Consider the following 24,002-nt stretch of genomic DNA (forward strand, 5'->3'; position numbering starts at 1 on the left):
CGCCCGGCCCGGACACCGGGCACCGGCCACCGTCCGTCCGGCGTCCGGGGTGGCAGCGGTCGGGGGTGCCCCGGCGATCAGGGAGAATGGGGGGATGAGCGCCCCTCCCAGCCCACCGCACCGCGCCGGCTTCGCCTGCTTCGTCGGCCGCCCCAACGCCGGCAAGTCGACCCTGACCAACGCACTTGTGGGCACGAAGGTCGCGATCACCTCCAACCGGCCGCAGACGACCCGGCACACGGTCCGGGGCATCGTGCACCGCGAGGACGCCCAACTCGTCCTGGTCGACACCCCCGGTCTCCACAAGCCCCGCACGCTGCTCGGGGAGCGGCTGAACGACGTCGTGCGCTCCACCTGGGCCGAGGTCGACGTCATCGGCTTCTGCCTGCCGGCCGACCAGAGGACCGGCCCCGGCGACCGCTACATCGCCGCCGAGCTGGCCAAACTCAAGCGCACGCCGAAGGTCGCCGTCGTGACCAAGACCGACCTGGTGGACTCCAAGGCGCTCGCCGAGCAGCTCATCGCCGTCGATCGGATGGGCCGCGAACTGGGCATCGAGTGGGCCGAGATCGTGCCCGTCTCGGCCGTCGACGGCAGCCAGGTCTCGTTGCTGGCCGACCTGCTCGCCCCGATGCTGCCCGAGAGCCCGCCGCTGTACCCGGACGGCGACCTCACCGACGAGCCGGAGCAGGTCATGGTCGCGGAGCTGATCCGGGAGGCAGCGCTGGAGGGCGTCCGTGACGAACTGCCGCACTCCATCGCCGTCGTCGTGGAGGAGATGCTGCCCCGCGAGGGCCGTCCCGCCGACCGGCCGCTGCTGGACGTGCACGCCAACCTGTACATCGAGCGGCCCAGCCAGAAGGGCATCGTGATCGGCCCGGGCGGCAAGCGGCTCAAGGAGGTCGGCAGCCGCTCCCGCACGCACATCGAGGCGCTGCTCGGCACCCCCGTCTTCCTGGACCTGCACGTGAAGGTCGCCAAGGACTGGCAGCGCGACCCCAAGCAGCTGCGCCGCCTGGGCTTCTGACGCGGCGCCCCCGGGCGGGTCGGCTTGGCTCGGGTCAGCCGCGTTCGGGGGCCGCCACGAGCAGCGCCTGCGTCTGCTCCGGGGTGAACTCCAGCGCACTGCCGAGCGCGGTCAGCACCGCGCGTTCCCCCGGCGAGTACGGCCCGTCCGCCAGCGCGATGCGGGCACCCTGCAGCAGTAGGCCCACCCGCCCGGGCTCGGCGAGGTGCGGCACGAGGGGGCCGAGCACGGCGTGCAGCTCGATCTCGACGCCGACGCACGCCCCGGCGGAGGTGTCGCTCCGCAGCGCCGCGCACAGGGTGAGCAGCTGCTCCTCGGTGCAGTCCGGGTAGCCGGCCGCGTGCACGGACGCGACGGCCGCGCGGCGGGCCGCCGGGTGGTCGGTGCCGCCGATGGCCAGCGCGGCCAGCGCCACGCCCTGCACACCGTCGCGCAGCAGCGCGGCGAGCCGCGTCGTGGTCGGGTGCGTCAGTGCCTCGGGGCCGAAGTGCTCCCCGCAGGACGTGCACGCCAGGACCGGCTCCGTCGCGTTGCCCCGCAGCAGCGGCACGCCCAGCAGCTCCAGCCGCCGACGTCCGGTGCGCCGTTCGTAGTTGCGGTCGCCGCCGCACGCGGCGCAGAAGAACTCGCCGTCGGCCACGGTGGTCCACGCGGTGCGGACGCCGGTGCGCAGGCCCGTGCCCACACGCCCCCAGCCGTCCGCCGGGAGTGTCCCCCGGTGCCTGCCCGCCACGCGCAGTCCGCCCACGCCGCACCTCCGTCGCCCGGCCTCGTCGCCGGTGTCGCCACGCCAGGACGTGATGTTAACCACAGGGACGGGTCGGCGTCAGCCTCCAGTACCGGACAAAGTGGGGCCCCCGGCCGGAACCAGCGGTTCCGGCCGGGGGCGTCGCCGGTCAGCGGCCGTCAGCGGCTGGACGGGCCGTCAACTTTTTCAGCGGGACGCGCGGTTGACGGCGGAGACGACGGCCTTGATGGAGGCGCGGGTGGTGTTGGCGTCGATGCCGACACCCCACAGGACCTGGCCGTCGATGGCGCACTCGATGTACGAGGCGGCCTGGGCGCTCGCGCCCTGGCTGAGCGTGTGCTCGACGTAGTCCAGCAGCCGCACGTCGATGCCGTTGCCGGCCAGCGCGTCGAAGAACGCCGAGATCGGGCCGTTCCCGGTGCCCGCCAGCACGGTCTGCTCGCCGTCGATGACGGCCTCCACGGTCAGCGCGTCGTGCCCGTCCTTGGTCGTCTCCGACTGGGCGCTGCGCAGGGCGAGCCGGCCCCAGGGGCGGTCGGGCGTCGGCAGGTACTCGTCGCAGAAGGCGTCCCAGATCTGCGACGGCGTGATCTCGCCGCCCTCGGCGTCCGTCTTCTCCTGGATGATGCGCGAGAACTCGATCTGCATCCGGCGCGGCAGGTCCAGGTTGTGGTCGTTCTTCAGCACGTAGGCGATGCCGCCCTTGCCGGACTGCGAGTTGACCCGGATGACGGCCTCGTAGGAGCGGCCGACGTCCTTGGGGTCGATCGGCAGGTACGGGACCGTCCAGGGGATCTCGTCGACCGTCGTCCCCGCCTCGGCGGCCGAGGCCTCCATGGCCTCGAAGCCCTTCTTGATGGCGTCCTGGTGGGAGCCGGAGAAGGACGTGTAGACGAGGTCGCCGGCGTAGGGGTGCCGGGCGTGGACCTCCATCTGGTTGCAGTACTCGGCGGTGCGGCGCACCTCGTCGATCTGGCTGAAGTCGATCTGCGGGTCCACGCCCTGGGAGAAGAGGTTCATCCCCAGCGTGACCAGGTCGACGTTGCCGGTGCGCTCGCCCTGCCCGAACAGACAGCCCTCGACGCGGTCGGCGCCCGCCATCACCGCCAGCTCGGCGGCGGCCACCGCCGTCCCCCGGTCGTTGTGCGGGTGGGCGGACAGGCAGACGAACTCCCGCCGGGACAGGTTCCGCGACATCCACTCGAAGCGGTCCGCGTGGGTGGAGGGCGTGGAGCGCTCCACGGTGGCCGGCAGGTTCAGGATGATCTCCCGGCCCTCCTCCGGCTGCCACACGTCCATCACGGACTCGCAGACCTCCAGCGCGAAGTCCAGCTCGGTGTCCGTGAAGATCTCCGGGCTGTACTGGTAGCCGAAGGAGGTGCGGTCGTCCAGGAGCTTGTCGGCGTACTCCATGACCAGGCGGGTGCCGTCCACAGCGATCTGCCGCACCTGCTCGCGGGTGCCGCGGAAGACGACGCGGCGGAACGTCGGCGCCGTCGCGTTGTACAGGTGCACCGTCGCCCGGCGCGCACCGACCAGCGACTCGACCGTCCGCTCGATCAGCTCCTCGCGGGCCTGCGTCAGCACGGAGATCGTGACGTCCTCGGGGATCGCGTCCTCGTCGATGATCGACCGCACGAAGTCGAAGTCCGTCTGGCCGGAGGCGGGGAAGCCGACCTCGATCTCCTTGTAGCCCATGGCCACCAGCAGGTCGAACATCTTCCGCTTGCGGGCCGGGGACATCGGGTCGATCAGGGCCTGGTTGCCGTCCCGCAGGTCGGTGGACAGCCAGCGCGGCGCCCGGGTGATCCGGCGGTCCGGCCAGGTGCGGTCGGGGATGTCCACGGCCTCGTACGGGCCGTACTTGCGGATCGGCATTCCCGAGGGCTGCTGGCGATTGCTCATGGGGTGTGGGCTCCTGTCGCGGCGTGGCTTCTGCAGAAGGCCGACGGTGGCAGCACCGAACTCCGCGGGGAGGGGGTCGGCCTCTACAGGCCCTCACCGCGGCGGCTAAGGAGAAGCAGCCCGAATCGCATGATGGCGGTAGCGTAACCGAGCGTTCCCGGCCCTGCGGAACCTGTATCAATATGCGAGACCTGTCATGCCTTCACACGGTGCGTACGGTCGGTTACCGTGAGGATATGGACATTACCGTCATCCGTACCGGCGGCCAGGGCGGCCGCCCCCGCCGGGCCACCCTCCGGACGTCCGACCCGGAGCTGACCGAGCTGGCCCGCACCGCCGTGGCCGAGGGTCACGAGACGCCGCCGGTCGGGGTGCCGGAGGGGTTCAACTACGAGATCACCGTGGACGACGCCTCCGTCTACTGCGCCGACCCCCGGCTCACGTCCGCCCAGTCCTCGCTGATCACGGCCGTCCTCCACGCGGCGGAGCGGCCGGAGTAGCGGGGTCCGCCCCGCGCACCCGCGTCGCCTGCCCCGCACCCCACGCCCGCGCACCCGGGGCACGGAGACGCGGGCGCGCGGCGGCTGCGAAGATGGGGCCATGAGCCTGTTCCGCGACGACGGCATCGTGCTGCGTACCCAGAAGCTGGGCGAGGCGGACCGCATCATCACCCTCCTCACCCGGGGCCACGGCCGGGTGCGGGCCGTGGCCCGGGGGGTGCGTCGGACGAAGTCGAAGTTCGGCGCCCGGCTGGAGCCCTTCTCCCACGTGGACGTGCAGTTCTTCGCCCGGGGGAGCGAGCTCGTCGGGCGCGGACTGCCCCTGTGCACGCAGACGGAGACGATCGCGCCGCACGGCCGGGGCATCGTCACGGACTACGCCCGCTACACCGCCGGCACGGCCATGCTGGAGACGGCGGAACGCTTCACCGACCACGAGGGCGAGCCGAACGTCCAGCAGTACCTGCTCCTGGTGGGGGGCCTGCGCACACTGGCCGCCGGGGAGCACGCGCCGGGGCTCGTCCTGGACGCCTTCCTCCTGCGCTCGCTCGCCGTCGGCGGCTACGCCCCCAGCTTCGACGCCTGCGCCCGGTGCGGCATGCCGGGCCCGAACCGTTTCTTCTCCGTCTCCGCGGGCGGCACCGTCTGCCCCGACTGCCGGGTGCCCGGCAGCGTCGTCCCCTCACCCGAGGCCGTCCGCCTGCTGGCCGCGCTGCTGTCCGGCGACTGGCCGACGGCGGACGCCGCCGAGCCCCGCCACGTCCGCGAGGGCAGCGGCCTGGTCTCGGCCTATCTGCACTGGCACCTGGAGCGGGGGCTGCGTTCCCTGCGGTACGTCGACAAGAGCTGACCGGGAGACCCTCGGCCCTGATCCCTGCCGACCTCCGAGGCCGCGCGGCACGGGAAGTCCTGGCGACAAGGCGGGCGCAGGAAGGGGGCCGAGGCGGCGGCTTACTCGGCGGTGCCGAAGAGGCCGAGGGGAGCGGTCGATCCGGGACGGCGATCGCGCGGGGTCGCCGAGGTCAGTGGTGTGATCGGCGTAGCCCTGCGACGAGGAGTTCGGCCATGCGGCGTGCGTCGTAGCGGGTGTCGCTCTCCGCGCCGATGCAGAGGTTACCGACGCCGCGCATGAGCTGGTACGCGTCGATGTCGGGGCGGATCTCGCCGGTGACGGCTGCGGCTTCGAGCAGTTCGGTGCAGACGGGTAGGAGTCGGTCGAGGAAGTAGGCATGCAGCGCCTCGAAATCGGCGTTGTCGGCCTGCAGCACGGCGGCGAGTCCGTGTTTGGTCACCAGAAAATCGACGAAGAGGTTGATCCACTGCCCTAGGGCTGTGTACGGAGAGCCGGTCGCCAGCAGGGCCGGGCCCGCATCGGCGCAGGCGTCGACCTGGTGCCGGTAGACGCCGATGATGAGGTCTGCTCGTGTCGGGAAGTGGCGGTAGATCGTACCCAGTCCGACGCCGGCCTTGGCCGCGATGTCGCGTACCGGCGCGTCCACGCCTGACGTGACGAAGACCGTGGCGGCCGCATCGAGCAGGGTTTCCCTGTTACGTCGGGCGTCCTTCCGCCCGGACGGGGCCGCCTGCCTCGCGCCCTCGCCGCTGTCGCCCACCGCACGCTCCTTCCACTCTGCGCTTGCAAAAGCGGAACGATGTTCCGTATCGTTTCCGGAACAAGGTTCCGCTTTGCTCATGATGTCAGAGCAGGGCCGGGTAACCAAGCCATGTAACGCACCGCGCTTCACCCCTCATGAGGAGACACGGTCATGCAGTACCGCATCCTGGGCCGCACCGGTGTGCAGGTCAGTACCCTCGCGCTCGGCGCGATGAACTTCGGAAAGATCGGGCGCACCACGCAGGACGAGGTCACAGGCATCGTCGACGCCGCGCTGGAGGCGGGGATCAACCTGATCGACACCGCCGACGTGTACAGCGGCGGCGAGTCGGAGGAGATGGTCGGCAAGGCCATCGGCGGGCGCCGCGACGACATCGTGCTGGCCACGAAGGCGACCATGCCGATGGGCGACGAGCGCAATCGCCAGGGCGGTTCGCGCCGCTGGCTGGTCACCGCGCTGGAGGACAGCCTGCGTCGGCTCGGCGTCGACCACGTCGACCTCTACCAGATCCACCGGTGGGACTCGAACACCAGCGACGAGGAGACCCTGTCGGCGTTGACCGACCTGCAGCGCGCGGGAAAGATCCGCTACTTCGGCTCCTCGACCTTTCCGGCCTACCGCATCGTGCAAGCCCAGTGGGCCGCCCGTGAACATCGCTTGAGCCGTTACGTCACCGAACAGCCCAGCTACTCGATCCTGCAGCGCGGCATCGAGACGCACGTCCTGCCCGTGACCGAGCAGTACGGGCTCGGAGTGATGGTGTGGAGCCCGCTGGCCTCGGGCTGGCTGTCGGGCGCGATCCGCGAGGGCAGTGAGATCACCACCAGCCGTTCAACCTTCATGCCGCAGCGCTTCGACACCACCATCCCCTCCAACCGGGCCAGGCTCGACGCCGTCGAGCAACTGGCCAAGGTCGCCGACGAGGCCGGCCTGACGATGATCCAGCTCGCACTCGCCTTCGTGACCGCGCACCCCGGCGTGACCAGCGCCCTCCTCGGCCCTCGCACGCTGGACCACCTGTACTCGCAGCTCGCCGCCGCAGACATCACGCTCTCCGCCGACGTACTCGACGCGATCGACGGCATCGTCGCCCCCGGCACCGATCTCGCCGCACACGAGAAGAACGACACTCCGCCCGCGCTGCTCGACTCGTCACTGCGGCGACGCTGATCGTCCCAGCGAGAGCCTCCTCACCCGGCGGCCCGTCAGCGATCCGCCGCACGCGCGCAAACAGGCGGCGTGGGAGGTCTCCGGCGACACGTCGGGCCCAGGTCCCGGTGATCGTGGAGTGGCGACACTCTGTGATCACCAGGGGCCTGTGCCCGTGCCTCCGTCATGGCTGACCGACCCGCTCCGGGACCCATGCGCGGGTCGTCGGGGTCGTACTCGGAAGGTCGACAGCCCGCGCCTTCCGCGCCGGGCGGAGAAGAAGCCGGGGCGCCTTCAGCGGGATGTGTCCCGCAAGGCCAAGGGGTCGAGGAACCGGGCCAAGGCCCGCGTCAGAGTCGCACGCCAGCACGCCAAGGTGGCGGACCGGCGCCGGGACTGGCACCACAGGCCTCCACACCGACCATGCGCGACAACCAAGCGGTGTTCGTGGAAGACCTCGCGGTGTCCGGTCTCGGGCGCAGCGCGTCTCGCCAAGGCCGTGCACGACCGGGACCACAACGCAGCGCGCAACGTCCTCTTCGAAGGACGCTGTATTGTCGCCGCCGGGCGGGCGGAGACACCAAACGCCTCGTGGAGCGCCGGTAAGACCAGGACGAGAGTCCCGGCACAGCGCGGTGAAGCAGGAAGCCCGCGGAAGGGTCAGCCGACCCAGGCCGCAGTCACTGGCCCTGAGGCCAGGGAGCACGTCAAGGAGTTGAGCATGCTGAGCCGGCAGTCGCGCGCGTCCCGTGGCTACACCGCACCCGAACCCCACCCCTCCGGCGCCCGTCCGCCGAAAATCCCCGCCGAACTCGTGCCGAACCACGTGGCGGTCGTGATGGACGGCAACGGGCGCTGGGCGAAGGAACGCGGCCTGCCGCGCACCGAGGGGCACCGCATGGGCGAGGCGGTCGTGCTCGACGTGCTCAAGGGCTGCCTGGAGATCGGCGTCAAGAACCTCTCCCTCTACGCCTTCTCCACCGAGAACTGGAAGCGCTCGCCGGAGGAGGTGCGCTTCCTGATGAACTTCAACCGGGACGTCATCCGCCGCCGCCGCGACGAGATGGACGCCCTCGGCATCCGCATCCGCTGGGTCGGGCGGATGCCGAAGCTGTGGAAGTCCGTCGTCCAGGAGCTTCAGATCGCGCAGGAGCAGACGAAGAACAACCGGGCGATGACGCTGTACTTCTGCGTCAACTACGGCGGTCGCGCCGAGATCGCCGACGCCGCCGCGGCGATCGCGCGCGACGTGGCCGACGGCCGGCTGGATCCGTCCAAGGTCAACGAGAAGACCTTCGGCAAGTACCTCTACTACCGGGACATGCCGGACGTCGACCTCTTCGTGCGCCCCTCGGGTGAGCAGCGCACGTCGAACTACCTGATCTGGCAGAGCGCCTACGCCGAGATGGTCTTCCAGGACGTCCTCTGGCCCGACTTCGACCGCCGCGACCTGTGGCGGGCCTGCCTGGAGTACGCCCAGCGCGACCGGCGCTTCGGCGGTGCCCTGCCCAACGAGGTCCCGGCCCGTCCGGCCACGGGTACCTGAGCCGCCGACGCCTCGGCCCCGGCCGCCTGGGGCGGACCGGGGCCGAGGGCCGGGGGCGGGACGTGGCCGCCCCCGCGGGCGTCAGCAGCCGATGAGGCGGCTCGCCAGGTAGGACTCCACCTGGTCGAGCGAGACGCGCTCCTGCTTCATGGTGTCGCGCTCGCGCACGGTGACCGCGTTGTCGTCCAGCGTGTCGAAGTCGACCGTGACGCAGAACGGCGTGCCGATCTCGTCCTGACGGCGGTAGCGGCGGCCGATGGCGCCCGCGTCGTCGAAGTCGATGTTCCAGTGGCCCCGCAGCGTCTGCGCCAGACCGCGCGCCTTCGGGGAGAGCTGCTCGTTGCGGGAGAGGGGCAGCACGGCGACCTTGACCGGCGACAGACGCGGGTCGAGGCGCATGACCGTGCGCTTCTCCATCTTGCCCTTCGCGTTGGGCGCCTCGTCCTCGATGTAGGCGTCCAGCATGAAGGCGAGCATCGCGCGGCCCACACCGGCGGCCGGCTCGATGACGTACGGCGTCCAGCGCTCGCCGGCCTCCTGGTCGAAGTACGACAGGTCCTGACCGGAGGCGGCGGAGTGGGCGTTCAGGTCGTAGTCGGTGCGGTTGGCGACGCCCTCGAGCTCGCCCCACTCCGAGCCGCCGAAGCTGAACCGGTACTCGATGTCAGCGGTGCGCTTGGAGTAGTGGGACAGCTTCTCCTTCGGGTGCTCGTACCAGCGCATGTTGGCCTCGGAGAGGCCGAGCCCCCGGTACCAGTTCCAGCGCTGCTCCATCCAGTAGTCGTGCCACTGCTCGTCCTCGCCCGGCTTGACGAAGAACTCCATCTCCATCTGCTCGAACTCCCGCGTGCGGAAGATGAAGTTGCCCGGCGTGATCTCGTTGCGGAACGACTTGCCCATCTGGGCGATGCCGAACGGCGGCTTGCGGCGCGCCGTCTGCTGCACCTGGCTGAAGTTGGTGAAGATGCCCTGCGCCGTCTCCGGCCGGAGGTAGGCGACCGAACCGGAGTCCTGCGTGGGGCCGAGGTGGGTGGAGAGCAGGCCGGAGAACTGCTTGGGCTCGGTGAAGGTGCCCTTGTTGCCGCAGTTGGGGCAGTTGAGGTCGGCCAGGCCACCCTCGGGCGGACGGCCGTGCTTGGCCTCGTACGCCTCCTCCAGATGGTCGGCGCGGAAGCGCTTGTGGCAGGAGGTGCACTCGGTGAGCGGGTCGGTGAAGGTGGCGACGTGCCCGGAGGCCTGCCACACCTCCGACGCGAGGATCACCGAGGAGTCGATGCCGACCACGTCCTCGCGGGCGGTGACCATCGCACGCCACCACTGGCGCTTGATGTTCTCCTTCAGCTCCACGCCCAGCGGGCCGTAGTCCCAGGCGGCCCGCTGACCGCCGTAGATCTCGCTGCAGGGGTAGACGAAGCCACGGCGCTTGCTGAGGCTGACGATGGTGTCGATCTTGTCGGCGGCCACGGTGCTCTCTTCGTTACGAAACGACGACGGAATAGCTCAGGTTACCGGCGCTTGAGGCCCCCGGATCAAATCGGTGCGGGGGAGGACGACGCCCGGCCGGTCACGGAGCGTGCGAACGCTGTTCGAATTTGACAACGGTTTCCAACAGTGTTGAAAATGAGTGTCATGAACGCTCGACGCCGCCCTCTCATATCCGCCACCGCGGTCGCCGGGGCCTGCACTCTCGCCCTGTCCGCACTGACCGCCTGTGGATCGGGCGACTCGGGAACCACCGAGGACGGCAAGCTGGCCGTCGTCGCCTCCTTCTACCCGATGGAGTTCCTGGCCGAGGAGATCGGCGGGGAGCACGTCGCCGTCAGCACCCTCACCGGTCCCGGCGTCGACCCGCACGATCTGGTCATCAGCCCGCGGCAGACGGCCGAGCTGACGGAGGCCGGGCTCGTCGTCTACGTCGAGGGGTTGCAGCCCGCCGTCGACGAGGCGGTGAAGCAGTCCGGCGTCGAGCACGTCGTTGAGGCGTCCGAGCTGGCCGAGCAGGCACCGCGCCCGGAGGGCGGCACCGAGACGCACGGCGCGCCCGCCGAGGAGGAGCACGGCCACGAGGGCGAGGACGACCACGGCCACGAGGGCGACCACGGCCACGAGGGCGACCACGGCCACGAGGGCGAGGACGAGGGCGACAGCCACGACGGGCACGACGGGCACGACCACGGTGGTCTCGACCCGCACGTGTGGCTCGACCCGGTGCAGTACGCCGCCGTCGCGGAGGGCGTCGGCGAGGCGCTGGCCGAGGCCGACCCCGACCACGCGGCCGACTACCGCAAGAACGCCGACGACCTCGTCGCCGAGCTGGGCGAGCTGGACACCGCCTTCGAGGAGGGCCTGAGCAACCCGGAGACGAACACCTTCATCACCTCCCACGCCGCCTTCGGCCACCTCGCCGCCCGCTACGGGCTGGATCAGGAGGCCATCGCCGGGATCAGCCCGGACGAGGAGCCCAGCGGCGCCCGGATGAAGGACCTGCACGCCGTCGCCGAGCGCGAGAGCGTGACGACCGTCTTCTTCGAGACGAACGCGAGCGACGGCACCGTGCAGGCTCTGGCCACGGACCTCAACCTGGAGACGGACGTGCTGGACCCGCTGGAGGGCATCACCGACGCCTCCCGCGGGGACGACTACCTCGAGGTCATGCGCGCGAACCTGACCGCACTGCAGAAGGCGCTCGGCACCGCGTGACGGAGCCGGCGACCGGAGCCACGTAAGGAGCACCACATGGACGTCCCGGCCCCCGACGACGGCACCCCCGTCATATCCCTGCGCGGAGCGCACGCCGTCCTCGGTGCGCGTCCGGTGCTGCGGGGCATCGACCTGGCCGTCGGGCGCGGCGAGGTCGTCGCGCTGCTCGGCGCCAACGGCTCCGGGAAGTCGACGGCCGTGCGCGCGGTCCTCGGCCGGGTGCCGCTGACCTCCGGTGAGCTGGAGCTGTTCGGCACGCCGCTGCGGCGCTTCCGCGACTGGCGGCGCGTCGGGTACGTGCCGCAGCGGTCCACCGCGGCGGCGGGCGTGCCCGCCACCGTCCGTGAGGTCGCCTCCTCCGGTCGGCTGGCCCGGCACCGGTTGCGGCCGCTGGGCCGCGCGGACCGGGCGGCCGTCCAGCGCGCGCTGGAGCTGGTCGGCATGGCCGGGCGTGCGAAGGACTCGGTGAGCGCCCTCTCCGGCGGTCAGCACCAGCGGGTGCTCATCGCGCGCGCCCTGGCCGGTGAGCCGGAGCTGCTGATCATGGACGAGCCGCTGGCCGGTGTGGACCTGGCCAGCCAGCACGTCCTCGCCGACGCCCTCCGCGAGCAGGTGGCGTCGGGGGCGTCGGTGCTCCTCGTGCTGCACGAGCTGGGGCCGCTGGCGCCGCTCATCGACCGCTCCGTGGTGCTGCGCGACGGCCGGGTGGAGCGCGTCGCGCGTCCCGAGCAGCTGCACGACCCGGCCTGCCACCCGCACGACAGCGAGGTCGCCCACCCGGCGTCCGCCGTCCCCAGGATCGAAACGGGGCAGCTCTCATGATCGAGATTCTCGACTACGCGTTCATGCAGCGCGCGCTGCTCGCCGCGCTGCTGGTCGGCGTCGCCGCGCCCGCCGTCGGCATCTACCTCGTCCAGCGCCACCAGGCGATCATGGGCGACGGCATCGGCCACATCGCCCTGACCGGTGTGGCGCTCGGCTTCCTGCTCAGCACCAACGCCGTCTGGACGGCGGTCCTCGTCTCGGCGGCCGGCGCGGTGGCCATCGAGCTGGTGCGCTGGTACGGCAAGGCCCGGGGCGACATCGCCCTCGCCCTGCTGTTCTACGGCGGCATGGCGGGTGGCGTCATGATCATCAACCTGGCCCCCGGCGGTTCGACCGCCGACCTGCTCACCGCCATGTTCGGCTCGGTCACCACCGTGGCGGCCGAGGACGTGACGGCCGTCGTGCTGCTGTCCTGCGCGGTGCTCGCGGTGTGCCTCGGGCTGCGCCGCCAGCTGTTCGCCGTCTGCCAGGACGAGGAGTTCGCCCGGGTGACGGGGCTGCCGGTGCGGCTGCTCAACCTGCTGCTCGCGGTGACGGCGGCCGTGACGGTCACCGTGGCGATGCGGGTCGTGGGGCTGCTGCTGGTGAGCGCCCTCATGGTCATCCCGGTCGCGGCGGCCCAGCAGGTCACCCGGGGCTTCGCGGTGACGCTGGGCCTGTCCGTCACCCTCGGGACGCTGGTGGCCGTCTCCGGCACGGTGGTGTCGTTCTACGCGGACGTACCGCCGGGGGCGACGATCGTCCTGCTGGCCATCGCGGTCTTCGCCGCCCTGGCCGCGCTGACGCCGCTCGTCACCCGTCGGCGGGCGGTGCGGGCGGCCGGGGACGAGGTGCCGTCGGGCATGCTGAGCAGGGAGCCGGCCGGGGGCTGACGGGCACGCCCGGTCGCTGCTGCCACACCTGGCACAATTGAGCGCGACCAGGGCGAGCCGATTCACCCGAAGGGGTGCCCTTAAGGAGGCAACGGTGGCGACCGCAGGTCCCCCAGTCCGTGGCCGTTCGACCCGGCAGCGCGCCGCGGTGTCGGCGGCACTGAGCGAGGTCGACGAGTTCCGCAGTGCGCAGGAGCTGCACGACATGCTCAAGCACCGAGGCGACTCGGTCGGGCTGACGACCGTCTACCGCACGCTCCAGTCCCTCGCCGACGCCGGCGAGGTGGACGTGCTGCGCACCGACGAGGGCGAGGCCGTCTACCGCCGGTGCAGCACGGACGACCACCACCACCACCTGGTGTGCCGCTCCTGCGGCAAGGCCGTCGAGGTGGAGGGGCCGCAGGTGGAGAAGTGGGCCGACGCCATCGCCGACGAGCACGGCTTCGTCGACGTCGCGCACACCGTCGAGATCTTCGGCACCTGCGGGGAGTGCGCGGCGCGCCCGGACCGGAAGAAGAAGTAGCGGAAAGAAGCGTCAGGCCATGTCCCAGCAGCTCGCGATCGGCCCGCACGCCGTGACGCCCCCCGTCGTGCTCGCGCCCATGGCGGGGATCACCAACGCCCCGTTCCGGACGCTGTGCCGGGAGTTCAGCGGCGGCAAGGGGCTCTTCGTCAGCGAGATGATCACCACCCGGGCGCTCGTCGAACGCAACGAGAAGACGATGCAGCTCGTCCGCTTCGACGCCTCCGAGCGTCCCCGGTCCATCCAGCTCTACGGCGTGGACCCGGTGACGGTCGGCAAGGCCGTCCGCATGATCGCCGACGAGGACCTGGCCGACCACATCGACCTGAACTTCGGCTGCCCCGTTCCGAAGGTCACCCGCAAGGGCGGCGGCTCCGCCCTGCCCTACAAGCGCAACCTGCTGCGCGACATCCTGCGCGAGGCCGTCACCGGCGCGAACGGTCTGCCGGTGACGATGAAGATGCGCAAGGGCATCGACGACGACCACCTCACCTACCTGGACGCGGGGCGCATCGCCGTGGCGGAGGGCGTCACCGCGATCGCCCTGCACGGCCGCACCGCCGCCCAGCACTACTCCGGCACGGCGGACTGGACGGCCATCGCCCGCCTCAAGGAGGCCGTCACGGAGATCCCGGTGCTCGGCAACGGGGACATCTGGTCGGCGCGGGACGCCGTGCGGATGATGCGGGAGACGGGTTGCGACGGCGTCGTCGTCGGCCGGGGCTGCCTCGGCCGGCCGTGGCTGTTCGGCGACCTCGTCGCCGTCTTCGAGGGCCGGGCGCAGGAGACGGCCGCGCCCACCCTGCGCGAGGTCGCCGACGTCATGGTGCGGCACGCGCGGCTGCTGGGGGAGTGGCTGGGGGACGAGGCCCGGGGCGTCATCGACTTCCGCAAGCACGTCGCCTGGTACACCAAGGGCTTCTCGGTCGGCTCGCAGGCGCGCAGCAGCCTCGCGACGGCGGCGTCCCTGGCGGAGCTGCGCTCCCTGCTGGACGGCCTGGACCTGGACCAGCCCTGGCCGCCGGGGGCCGAGGGGCCGCGCGGGCGGACGCACGGGCGCAACCGCGTCGTCCTGCCCGACGGCTGGCTGGACGACCCCTACGCCTGTGCGGCGGTCGGCTCGGACGCCGAGCTGGACACCTCGGGCGGCTGACCGCCGGTCCAGGGTTCGCCCCGGGTGGCGAGCAGGTCGAGGGTGAGCGCCGCCGTCCATCCGAAGTCGATCGCTCCGCGCGCCTCCCCGGTGACCGGGTCGAGGTACTCGGCGAACCCGGTGGCGTCCGCGTGCGTCAGCATCGCGGCCCGCAGCGCGTCCGCCCGTCCGGCGTACCCGTGGCGGCGCAGCCCGTGCTCCAGCACCCAGTTCACGTTGAACCAGGCGGGGCCGCGCCAGTAGCGGTGCCGGTCGAACGCCCCTCCGCGCAGGTCGTAGCTGGGCACCATGCCGATGCCCCCGTCCAGCGCGAAGTGCGGCCCGGCGGCCGTGCGGACCAGCGCCGCGGCGACGCCGCCGGGCAGGCCCGGGACGGCCAGCGGCAGCAGGCCGGCCGCGCTGCGCTCGGCGACGAGCCCACCGGCGACCAGGTCGCGGGAGAGGAACTGTCCGCTCCCCGGCGACCACAGGCGCCGCACCATGGCCTCGGTCAGTCGCCGTGCCCGCTCCTCGTGCGCGGTGCACCGGTGGCCGAGGCCCAGCTCGCGCGCGATGTCGGCGAGTGCGTGCTCGGAGGCGGTCAGGAGCGCGTTGAAGCCCGGGTCCTCCACGGCGAAGGCGAAGGCGGAGCCGTCGTGGTAGCCGGAGTCCCGGTAGTCGGCGGCCAGCCGCACGTAGCGACCGTAGTCCAGGTCCGTCGGACGGTCGGCGGGAGCGCCGTGGTCGAGGTCGGCGCGCCGGAAGGAACCGCGCGGGGCCGGCGGGACGCGGGTCAGCGGGGCGTCCCAGCAGGGGCTGTTGTCCATCCCCGGCTCCCACGGGTGGACGCAGGCCGCGAGCCCGTGTCCGCCGAGGTCGCGGCGGGTGGCCAGGTAGGCGTGCCAGGCCGCCAGCTTCGGGTACGCCCGCGCCAGGAACGCACGCCGCCGGGACAGCTCGGGGTCGGCCCGGTGCACCAGCCACGCGGCCAGCGCGTGGACGGGCGGCTGGACGATGCCGGAGGTCTCGCGTTCGCGGGGGGCGCCCGCGGGTCGGCCCGCGTCGGAGGACCGCCAGAAGTCGGGGCTGGGGAAGTAGGCACCGCGCGGCACGACGGGGTTGAAGACGATGTGCGGGACGCGGCCGTCCTCCCACTGGGCGGCCAGCAGCGTCTCCAGCTCCTGCTGGGCGCGGAGGGGGAAGCGGTGGCGCAGGCCGATCGCGATGAACCCGGAGTCCCAGCTCCACTGGTGGGGGTAGAGGCTGCGGGCCGGGACGGTCGCGCCACCGGTCCGGTTGACGGCCAGGACGCGTGCGGCGCGGCGGGCGAGCACCGTCGGGCGGACCGCCGGGCGCTCGGGCGCGGGGGCGGTCTGGTGCGGGACGGTGGTCAGCAGCGCGGTCTCGGTCACGCGGTCCACGAGGGGCTCCGGTGTCGGATGTCTCCCGGCGGCGCGGTCGTCGCCGGTGTCGGGTGAACGAACTCGCAGCAGTATGCGTCTCCGGGCCGGGCCGGGAACAGTAGGTAGGTCACACCGGTGAAATCTTGACACACCGGACGGACGGAACCGTGACAGGGCCGGTGAATCGGACGCCTCCGGTCAACTCCCGCCCGCGGCGTGGGGGGACGCGTGGCGCCCGCGCACGTCCTCGACCGCCCGCCCGGCGCGGAGCTCTCCGACGAGTGCGGGGAGTGACGCCGCCGTGGTGCACATCACATCGATCGACGGCGGTGCGGTCGGGGCGCTCGGTGCGGGTGCCGTCCGGGGCCGGCGACGGTGTCGGTGACGGAAGGGTGACGTCCGTCCGAATCCTGGGACGCAGCGGGGGTGACTCCGTGATCCTCGCCACGAGTGATACGAAACCTGCTCACATGAGCGCTCCCTTGGTGTGTCCAGTTCTCCAATGAGCGGCACTCAGTGCCACCTCCGCCGGAGTGCCGGGAGGCGGTCATCGTCGCTCACGGTGATCGGGTGGCGGTCGGGGGGCCGCGCTGCGTCATGATGCGTTCATCTCTCGAACGCGGTGCGGTCGGCTCCTTGGGGGAGCCTTTACTTTCGATCCGCTGGCGGATGGGTGGTTGTGGCCCTGCGACGTGCCGCTGCCCCTGCTCATCGGCCTTGGATCTGGGTACGCTCCCCGCCGTCAGGGCAGCTAGGCAGGCCGTACACGAGGAGCGAGTCCCGTGCCGGAAATTCACGATCACGTATCCACGAACACCACCAAGTTCGTGTACGCCTTCACCGAGGGCAACAAGGACCTCAAGGATCTCCTCGGCGGCAAGGGCGCGAACCTCGCGGAGATGACGAATCTCGGTCTCCCGGTGCCACCCGGGTTCACCATCACCACCGAGGCGTGCTGCCTCTACCTGGAGAACGGCACCGAGCCCCCCGCGCTGCGGGACGAGGTCGGCGAGCACCTCGCCGCGCTGGAACGGCAGATGGACAAGCGCCTCGGCCAGGCCGACGACCCGCTGCTGGTCTCCGTCCGCTCCGGGGCCAAGTTCTCCATGCCCGGCATGATGGACACCGTCCTCAACATCGGCCTCTCCGACGCCTCGGTCACCGGTCTGGCCGCCCAGGCCGGTGACGAGCGCTTCGCCTGGGACTCCTACCGGCGCCTCATCCAGATGTTCGGCAAGACCGTCCTCGGTGTGGACGGCGAACTGTTCGAGGAGGCGCTGGAGGAGGCCAAGGAGGCCAAGGGCGCCGTCACCGACGTCGAGCTGGACGCCGCCGACCTGCGGACCCTCGTCGACCGGTTCAAGGACATCGTCCGCACGGCGACCGGGCGGGACTTCCCGCAGGACCCCCGCGAGCAGATGGACCTGGCCATCCGCGCGGTCTTCGACTCGTGGAACACCGACCGCGCCAAGCTCTACCGCCGCCAGGAGCGCATCCCCGGCGACCTGGGGACGGCCGTCAACGTCTGCTCCATGGTCTTCGGCAACCTGGGCCCCGACTCCGGCACCGGCGTCGCCTTCACCCGCGACCCGGCCAGCGGGCAGCAGGGCGTCTACGGCGACTACCTCCAGAACGCCCAGGGCGAGGACGTCGTCGCGGGCATCCGCAACACCGTGCCGCTCGCGGACCTGGAGCAGCTCGACAAGAAGTCCTACGACGAGCTGATGCAGATCATGGAGACGCTGGAGCTCCACTACAAGGACCTGTGCGACATCGAGTTCACCATCGAGCGCGGCAAGCTGTGGATGCTCCAGACGCGGGTGGGCAAGCGCACCGCCGCCGCCGCGTTCCGCATCGCCACGCAACTCGTCGACCAGGGCCTCATCGACGAGGCCGAGGCGCTCCAGCGGGTCAACGGCGCACAGCTCGCCCAGCTGATGTTCCCCCGCTTCGACCTCAGCGCCAAGGCCGACCAGATCGGGCGCGGCATCGCCGCCTCGCCGGGCGCGGCCGTCGGCAAGGCCGTCTTCGACTCCTACACCGCCGTGAAGTGGTCCCGCTCGGGTGAGAAGGTCATCCTCATCCGCCGCGAGACCAACCCCGACGACCTGGACGGCATGATCGCCGCCGAGGGCATCCTCACCTCGCGCGGCGGCAAGACCTCGCACGCCGCCGTCGTCGCCCGGGGCATGGGCAAGACCTGTGTCTGCGGCGCCGAGGACCTGGAGGTCGACACCAAGCGCCGCCAGCTGACCGCCCCCGCGCCGGACGGCAAGGGCACCCTGGTGATCGACGAGGGGGACGTCGTCTCCATCGACGGCTCCACCGGCAAGGTCTACCGGGGCGAGGTGCCCGTCGTGCCCTCGCCCGTGGTCGAGTACTTCGAGGGGCGCATGCACGCGGGTGCGGACGACGCGGACGAGCTCGTCCAGGCCGTGCACCGGGTCATGGCCTACGCCGACCGCGTCCGCCGGCTGCGCGTGCGGGCCAACGCCGACAACGCCGAGGACGCCGCCCGCGCCCGCCGGTTCGGTGCCCAGGGCATCGGGCTGTGCCGCACCGAGCACATGTTCCTCGGCGAGCGCCGCGAACTGGTCGAGCGGCTCATCCTCGCCGACACGGACACCGAGCGGAGCCAGGCGCTCGACGCCCTGCTCCCGCTGCAGAAGGGCGACTTCAAGGAGCTCTTCGAGGCGATGGACGGACTGCCCGTCACCGTCCGGCTGCTCGACCCGCCGCTGCACGAGTTCCTGCCCGACATCACCGAGCTGTCCGTACGGGTCGCGCTCGCCGAGGCCCGCAAGGACGCCAACGAGAACGATCTGCGGCTCCTCCAGGCCGTCCACCGGCTGCACGAGCAGAACCCGATGCTGGGCCTGCGCGGCGTCCGCCTCGGCCTCGTCATCCCGGGCCTGTTCACCATGCAGGTCCGGGCCATCGCCGAGGCCGCGGCCGAGCGGAAGGCCGCCAAGGGCGACCCGCGCGCGGAGATCATGATCCCGCTGGTCGGCACGGTCCAGGAGCTGGAGATCGTCCGCGACGAGGCCGAGCGCGTCATCGAGGAGATCGAGCGCGAGCACGGCGTCGAGCTGAAGCTCACGCTCGGCACGATGATCGAGCTGCCCCGCGCCGCGCTGACCGCCGGCCAGATCGCGGAGTCGGCCGACTTCTTCTCCTTCGGCACCAACGACCTCACCCAGACGGTGTGGGGCTTCAGCCGCGACGACGTGGAGGCCAGCTTCTTCACGGCCTACCTGGAGAAGGGCATCTTCGGCGTCTCCCCGTTCGAGACGATCGACAAGGACGGCGTCGGCAGGCTCGTCTCGGACGCCGTGGCGGACGGCCGGGCCACCCGGCCCGACCTCAAGCTCGGCGTCTGCGGCGAGCACGGTGGCGACCCGGAGTCGGTGCACTTCTTCCACGAGGTGGGCCTGGACTACGTCTCCTGCTCCCCGTTCCGCATCCCCGTCGCCCGCCTGGAGGCGGGCCGGGCGGCGGCCGAGAGCGCGGGCAGCGACAGCCGCTGACCGGGGCCGGACCACCGGGGCCGCCGCGCCGCGCACCCTCACCGCGCGGCGGCCCCGGCACCACGGAGGGGGCGGTGCGGCACCTGTGCGGAGGTGCCGCACCGCCCCCTCTCTCCGCCGGGCCCGTCGATCGGCGGGGTCTGCCGCGTCGGCCGGGTCTGCTGCGTCAGCTGCGTCAGCTGCGGAAGGGGCCGGTCACCTCGTAGGTGATGCCACCGGACGAGCTGCCGCTCGCCCCGCGCTGGCTGGAGAAGTACAGCCGGGTGCCGTCGGGGGAGAAGGCCGGTCCGCAGATCTCGGAGCCGGACTGCCCGTCGATCCGCAGGAACGGCGCCACGACCTCGTCCGGCGTGATCACGCAGATCTCCATGTTGCCGCCGTCCTCGGCGACGAACAGGTCACCGGAGGACGCGCCGGTGATGTTGTCGACCCCGGTCAGCGGAGCGCTCCCGCCGACGAGTGAGTCGTCGTAGGCCAGCTCGTACGTGCTCGCCGCCAGGTTCAGCCGCCACACCCGGCCGTCGCCCTTGGTCGTGAACCAGACGACGCCGTCCGCGTAGTGGCAGCCCTCGCCGCCGTTGAAGTGCTTGGCGGCCGAGACCTGGTGGCGCGTGGCGGTGGAGCCGCTCGGGTCGGGCACGTCCGCCCAGCCGAAGGACCCGGCGGTGCCGGAACCCGCCGTCAGCACCTGGAGCCGGCCGGAGGACAGGTCGCCCCACGTGTCGGGTACGAAACGGTAGAAGCAGCCGTTGCTGACGTCCTCGGTGAGGTAGACCACCTCGCGCTGCGGGTCGGCCGCCGCGGCCTCGTGCTTGAACCGTCCCATCGCGGCGCGCCGCACCGCGCCGTGCGTGCCGTAGGGGTCGGTCTCGTAGACGTACCCGCGGTCGACCTCCTCGCAGGACAGCCACGTGCCCCACGGCATGGCCCCGCCCGCGCAGTTCTGCCGGGTGCCGGAGAGGATGCGGTAGGCCCCCGTGATCGACCCGGAGGAGTTGAACCGGAGGGCGCTCGCTCCGCCGCCCGGGTTGATCTCCGAGTTGGAGACATAGATCCAGCCGCTGCCGGAGGGGAAGCACGCCCCGCCGTCGGGTGCCCTGTGCCAGACGTAGGAGGTGCCGCTCACGGTCTGGCCGGAGCGGGCGACGACGCGGCTGCCGAACCCGTCGGGAAGCCGGATGCCGTTCGCGTCGGGGGAGTTGAGCGGACCGTAGGGGCTCGGTCCCGGCTGGGCCGGGTCCGCGTAGGCGGCGCCGCGCATGAGGGTGAAACCGAAGGCGACGGCCGAACCGCTCACCACGGTGCCGCGCAGGAAGGAGCGACGTTCCACGGATACCTCACCGGAGTCGTCTCGGCCCCGTCGCCCAGGCGGCGCCGGGGTCCAGCCCGCAGGACCCTAGGAGCGCCGCATGGCGCCTTCGCGACGGTCGCCGCAACGGCTCGCCACCGCCGCGTGAACGACCCGAACCGGTCGCGCCGGTGATGGGCGCGACCGGTTCGGGTCAGGGGAGAACCGTGGGGCTGGGAATCAGATGCTGACGCCCTGAGCCCGCAGGTACGCCAGCGGGTCGATGTCCGACCCGTAGCCGGCCCCGGTGCGGATCTCGAAGTGCAGGTGCGGGCCGGTGCTGTTGCCGGTGGAACCGACCAGCCCGATCTGCTGCCCGCCGGTCACGCTCTGGCCCGTGGAGACGGAGAGCGAGGACAGGTGGGCGTACTGGCTGTAGCGGCCGTCCGCGTGCTTGATGACGACCTGGTTGCCGTACGAGCCGCCCCAGCCAGCGGAGACCACGGTGCCCGCGCCGACCGAGCGCACGGTGGAGCCGGACGGAGCGGAGAAGTCCACGCCGGTGTGGTAACCGCTGGACCAGGACGAGCCGGTGGCGCGGTACGGCGTGCTCGGCGAGGCGTCGACCGGGCGGACCCAGCCGCTCGCCGGAGCCGCCTGCTCGGCCGGCTTCTCGGCCTTCGGCTCGGGCTTGCTGGCCTCCTTGGCCGGCTCCGGAGCGGGCTTCTCCACCTTGGGCTCAGCCTTGGGCTCGGGCTTGGGCTCCGGCTTGGGCTCCGCCTTCTTCGCGGGCTTCTCGGGCTTCGGCTCCGGCTTGGGCTCGGCCTTGGCTCCCTCGTCCTGCTGCGGAGCCGCCGCCTCGGTCACGTCCAGGCTCAGGCGCTGTCCGGGGAAGATCAGGTCCGGGTCGGAGCCGACGACGCCCTGGTTGGTCTTGTAGACGGCCTTCCAGCCGCCGTCCACCGCGTGGACCGTCGCGATGCCGTAGAGGGTGTCACCGCTGACGACGGTGTAGTCCTCGGCGGTCGCGGCCTTCTTGTCGGCCTTGTCGGCCTTGTCGGCCTTGTCGGCCTTGTCGGCCTTCGTGGGCTCGGGGGCCTTCTCGGCCTTCGGGGCGGGCTTCTCGGCCTTGGGCTCGGGCTTGGGCTCCGCCTTCTTGTCGGCCTTCTCGGTCTTCTCGGCCTTCGGCTCGGCGGTGTCCCCGGCCGGGTCGATCTGCGGGGCGGGGCCGTTCTTGGCCAGACCGGCACGGGGGCCGCAGACGGGCCAGGCGCCCGGGCCCTGCATCTCCAGCAGGCGCTCGGCGGCGGCGATCTGCTGGTCCTTGGTGGCGAGGTCGGCGCGCGGGGCGTACTGCGTGCCGCCCGCAGCCTCCCAGGAGGACTGCTGGAACTGCAGGCCGCCGTAGAAGCCGTTACCGGTGTTGATCGACCAGTCGCCGGTGCTCTCGCACTGGGCGACCTTGTCCCACACGGAGACGTCGGCGGCGCTCGCGGAGCCCGCGGCGAGGGGCACGGCCACGCCACCGGCGGTGGCGATGAGGGAAGCACGGGCGACGTGACGGGTTATCAGGGCTTTGCGCGGACGGCGGTGACGACCACGGGACATAGGTGTGTTCCTCTCCTACGCCTACGAGGTGAGCTGTCGGATTCGGACCGGAGAAGCCCGGCCACTCCCCTCGCGCCGAAACGCGTCGGGTCGTGGCTTCACCCCTAGCCGTACCGGTACGGATACACGGCACGGCGCTTACCTGGTTCCCCCGCTCCTGCCGCCCTGGTCTTTCAGGAATTCCCCCGGCCGGGCGGCAGGATTCGGCGTCCCGGCGGTAGGGCACCGCATCCGATGCGGTGCGGAGGAACCGTAAACACAACGCTTTGCACCAGACAAGCGGCTGGGCCCGGTGACGAGACCACCGGGACGGGCCTTCGGCACGGTGCGCACCGGGGCTGATTCCGAGCGTAAGAGGGCGGATCTTTCCGTATGTCCGAAAATCCCTGGTCAGCAGGGAAATTGGCGAGGCGGTGACAACGGGGCCGGCGGTGCGATCGCACACGGTCCGGGGTGCTGTGAGTCCGGTCACCTGCCCGTCGGTCGCCTCTTTATATCGGTCCAATCCCGGCGCTCTTGTTCTGATGGTGCATCAGGCGAGCCTGGTCGTAATGTCCGTTTGTGTCTCTTGTGAGGCTTATTGGTGGTCCGGGGGGGAGTTCGCGCTGGCGGTGCTGGCGGGCTGTCGCGGTGGGGCCCTCACGGCAGGGGGACACCGCGGGCCGTCAACCAGAGCGCGTACCACTCCTCGTGGCTGAGGGCCGGATGCCGGAGCGCGGCGTCCGCGCAGGCACGGATGCGCTCCGGCCGTACGCTGCCGACGATCGGTGCCACGCCCGCCGGGTGGCGCTGGAGCCACCACAGCACCACGGTCTCGGGCGTCGTGCCCTTCACCTCGGCCAGCTCCGCCACCAGCTCCGCCGTCGCCCGCTCGGCGTCCGTCCCCTGACGTCCGGTGTAGCGGCCCTGGGCGAGCGCCCCCCACGCCTGGAGCCGTATTCCGGCGGCCTGGCAGTGCTCCACCGTGCCGTGGGGGAAGCCGTTCCCGGTGGCCTCGGGCGTGTTGACGAGGACGCCCGCCTCCAGCCAGTCGCGCCGGTGGAGGCTCATCTCCAGCTGGTTCACCTCCAGCGGTACGTCCGTCCGCGACTGGAGGAGGGCGATCTGTGCCGCGCTCATGTTGGAGACGCCGAAGCGGCGGACGAGGCCCTGCCGGTGCAGGGACGTCAGGGCCTCGGCGATCCCGTCCGGATCGGCGAGGGGGTCGGGCCGGTGCAGGAGCAGCACGTCGAGCGCGTCCGTCCGGAGCCGGGTGAGGCTCTCCTCCACCCGCCGCGTGATGCTGCCGCCGCGCAGGTCGTAGACGCCGGGGCGCTCGCCGTCGGCGAGCCGGATGCCGCACTTGGTCTGGAGGGTGATCCGCTCGCGCAGCCCCGGCGTGCGGGAGAGGACCTCGCCGAAGACGGCCTCGGCCTTCCCCCGCCCGTAGATGTCGGCGTGGTCGAACGTCGTGATCCCGCTGTCGAGGGCGGCCTCCACGGCCGCCTCGGCCTCGGCGACGTCCGCCGCCTCGTACCCGGCCGCGTCCCAGGCGCCGCCCAGACCCATGCAGCCGTACAGGAGGGGGGCGGTGTTCGTTGTCGTCGTCACCCCGCCAGCCTTCCATGCGGCCGGGCCCGGCGCGGCACGCGCG

The 24,002-nt window shown here is 71.8% G+C and carries 19 protein-coding genes and 1 riboswitch; of the genes, 11 read left to right on the forward strand and 8 right to left on the reverse strand.

Annotation, left to right across the window (positions count from 1 at the left end; translation table 11 throughout):
• Positions 1-94 precede the first annotated feature (94 nt).
• Complete coding sequence (gene era / locus V6D49_RS19860) at positions 95-1,027, forward strand: GTPase Era (RefSeq protein ID WP_340561610.1); 933 nt, start codon at positions 95-97, stop codon at positions 1,025-1,027.
• A gap of 34 nt (positions 1,028-1,061) precedes the next feature.
• Here era and V6D49_RS19865 read toward each other — a convergent pair whose 3' ends face one another.
• On the reverse strand, positions 1,062-1,775 hold the full coding sequence (locus V6D49_RS19865; protein ID WP_445330556.1) for a TerB family tellurite resistance protein: 714 nt from the start codon (positions 1,773-1,775) through the stop codon (positions 1,062-1,064).
• Positions 1,776-1,961: 186 nt separating this feature from the next.
• Positions 1,962-3,680, reverse strand: a complete 1,719-nt coding sequence (gene leuA, locus V6D49_RS19870) for a 2-isopropylmalate synthase (RefSeq protein ID WP_340561612.1) — start codon at positions 3,678-3,680, stop codon at positions 1,962-1,964.
• A 236-nt stretch (positions 3,681-3,916) separates the two neighbouring features.
• Between leuA and V6D49_RS19875 the strand changes: the two genes are divergently transcribed.
• A complete protein-coding gene (locus V6D49_RS19875; protein WP_340561613.1) occupies positions 3,917-4,180 on the forward strand; it encodes a hypothetical protein in 264 nt (87 codons plus the stop codon).
• Positions 4,181-4,280: 100 nt separating this feature from the next.
• On the forward strand, positions 4,281-5,030 hold the full coding sequence (gene recO / locus V6D49_RS19880) for a DNA repair protein RecO (RefSeq protein WP_340561614.1): 750 nt from the start codon (positions 4,281-4,283) through the stop codon (positions 5,028-5,030).
• Between the two features lie 172 nt (positions 5,031-5,202).
• On the opposite strand, the gene V6D49_RS19885 is transcribed toward recO, so the two are convergent.
• Entirely contained in the window at positions 5,203-5,793 is a 591-nt protein-coding gene (locus V6D49_RS19885) for a TetR/AcrR family transcriptional regulator (protein ID WP_340561615.1), read from the reverse strand.
• 153 nt (positions 5,794-5,946) lie between these two features.
• On the opposite strand from V6D49_RS19885, the gene V6D49_RS19890 reads away from it, so the two are divergent.
• Both V6D49_RS19890 and V6D49_RS19895 read left to right on the forward strand, forming a co-directional pair.
• Positions 5,947-6,966, forward strand: a complete 1,020-nt coding sequence (locus V6D49_RS19890) for an aldo/keto reductase (protein ID WP_340561617.1) — start codon at positions 5,947-5,949, stop codon at positions 6,964-6,966.
• A 700-nt stretch (positions 6,967-7,666) separates the two neighbouring features.
• Positions 7,667-8,491, forward strand: a complete 825-nt coding sequence (locus V6D49_RS19895; RefSeq protein ID WP_340561618.1) for an isoprenyl transferase — start codon at positions 7,667-7,669, stop codon at positions 8,489-8,491.
• An 81-nt stretch (positions 8,492-8,572) separates the two neighbouring features.
• On the opposite strand, the gene V6D49_RS19900 is transcribed toward V6D49_RS19895, so the two are convergent.
• Entirely contained in the window at positions 8,573-9,955 is a 1,383-nt protein-coding gene (locus tag V6D49_RS19900) for a glycine--tRNA ligase (RefSeq protein ID WP_340561620.1), read from the reverse strand.
• A 165-nt stretch (positions 9,956-10,120) separates the two neighbouring features.
• Between V6D49_RS19900 and V6D49_RS19905 the strand changes: the two genes are divergently transcribed.
• From V6D49_RS19905 to dusB, 5 genes are all read left to right on the forward strand, one after another.
• On the forward strand, positions 10,121-11,191 hold the full coding sequence (locus V6D49_RS19905) for a metal ABC transporter substrate-binding protein (protein ID WP_340561622.1): 1,071 nt from the start codon (positions 10,121-10,123) through the stop codon (positions 11,189-11,191).
• Between the two features lie 36 nt (positions 11,192-11,227).
• Positions 11,228-12,013: a metal ABC transporter ATP-binding protein gene (locus tag V6D49_RS19910; protein WP_340561624.1), complete on the forward strand. Its 786-nt coding sequence runs from the start codon at positions 11,228-11,230 to the stop codon at positions 12,011-12,013.
• Positions 12,010-12,888 (forward strand): metal ABC transporter permease, encoded by an 879-nt coding sequence (locus V6D49_RS19915; RefSeq protein WP_340561626.1) that lies wholly within the window; start codon positions 12,010-12,012, stop codon positions 12,886-12,888. Before V6D49_RS19910 ends, V6D49_RS19915 begins: the two co-directional genes overlap by 4 nt.
• A 94-nt stretch (positions 12,889-12,982) precedes the next feature.
• Positions 12,983-13,411: a Fur family transcriptional regulator gene (locus tag V6D49_RS19920; protein WP_191207908.1), complete on the forward strand. Its 429-nt coding sequence runs from the start codon at positions 12,983-12,985 to the stop codon at positions 13,409-13,411.
• A gap of 19 nt (positions 13,412-13,430) precedes the next feature.
• Positions 13,431-14,564, forward strand: coding sequence for a tRNA dihydrouridine synthase DusB (dusB, locus tag V6D49_RS19925; protein WP_340561627.1), 1,134 nt, complete (start codon positions 13,431-13,433; stop codon positions 14,562-14,564).
• Here the strand turns inward: dusB and V6D49_RS19930 are convergent.
• Positions 14,510-15,964: an MGH1-like glycoside hydrolase domain-containing protein gene (locus V6D49_RS19930; protein WP_445330557.1), complete on the reverse strand. Its 1,455-nt coding sequence runs from the start codon at positions 15,962-15,964 to the stop codon at positions 14,510-14,512. The genes dusB and V6D49_RS19930 overlap by 55 nt on opposite strands.
• Before the next feature lie 764 nt (positions 15,965-16,728).
• On the opposite strand from V6D49_RS19930, the gene ppdK reads away from it, so the two are divergent.
• A complete protein-coding gene (gene ppdK, locus V6D49_RS19935) occupies positions 16,729-19,473 on the forward strand; it encodes a pyruvate, phosphate dikinase (protein ID WP_340561629.1) in 2,745 nt (914 codons plus the stop codon).
• Positions 19,474-19,648: 175 nt separating this feature from the next.
• Here the strand turns inward: ppdK and V6D49_RS19940 are convergent, their stop codons facing one another.
• The 3 genes from V6D49_RS19940 to V6D49_RS19950 form a co-directional block, all read right to left on the reverse strand.
• Complete coding sequence (locus V6D49_RS19940; protein WP_340561631.1) at positions 19,649-20,803, reverse strand: alkaline phosphatase PhoX; 1,155 nt, start codon at positions 20,801-20,803, stop codon at positions 19,649-19,651.
• A 198-nt stretch (positions 20,804-21,001) separates the two neighbouring features.
• Positions 21,002-22,369 carry a transglycosylase family protein gene (locus tag V6D49_RS19945; protein WP_340561632.1) on the reverse strand — a complete coding sequence of 456 codons (1,368 nt, stop codon included), beginning with the start codon at positions 22,367-22,369 and terminating at the stop codon, positions 21,002-21,004.
• Positions 22,370-22,372: 3 nt separating this feature from the next.
• Positions 22,373-22,550: riboswitch (cyclic di-AMP (ydaO/yuaA leader) on the reverse strand.
• A gap of 458 nt (positions 22,551-23,008) precedes the next feature.
• On the reverse strand, positions 23,009-23,959 hold the full coding sequence (locus V6D49_RS19950) for an aldo/keto reductase (RefSeq protein ID WP_340561633.1): 951 nt from the start codon (positions 23,957-23,959) through the stop codon (positions 23,009-23,011).
• Between the last annotated feature and the right edge of the window lie 43 nt (positions 23,960-24,002).

Origin of the sequence: Streptomyces sp. GSL17-111 (assembly GCF_037911585.1) — a bacterium.
In the GTDB taxonomy this organism is placed as follows: Bacteria; Actinomycetota; Actinomycetes; order Streptomycetales; family Streptomycetaceae; genus Streptomyces.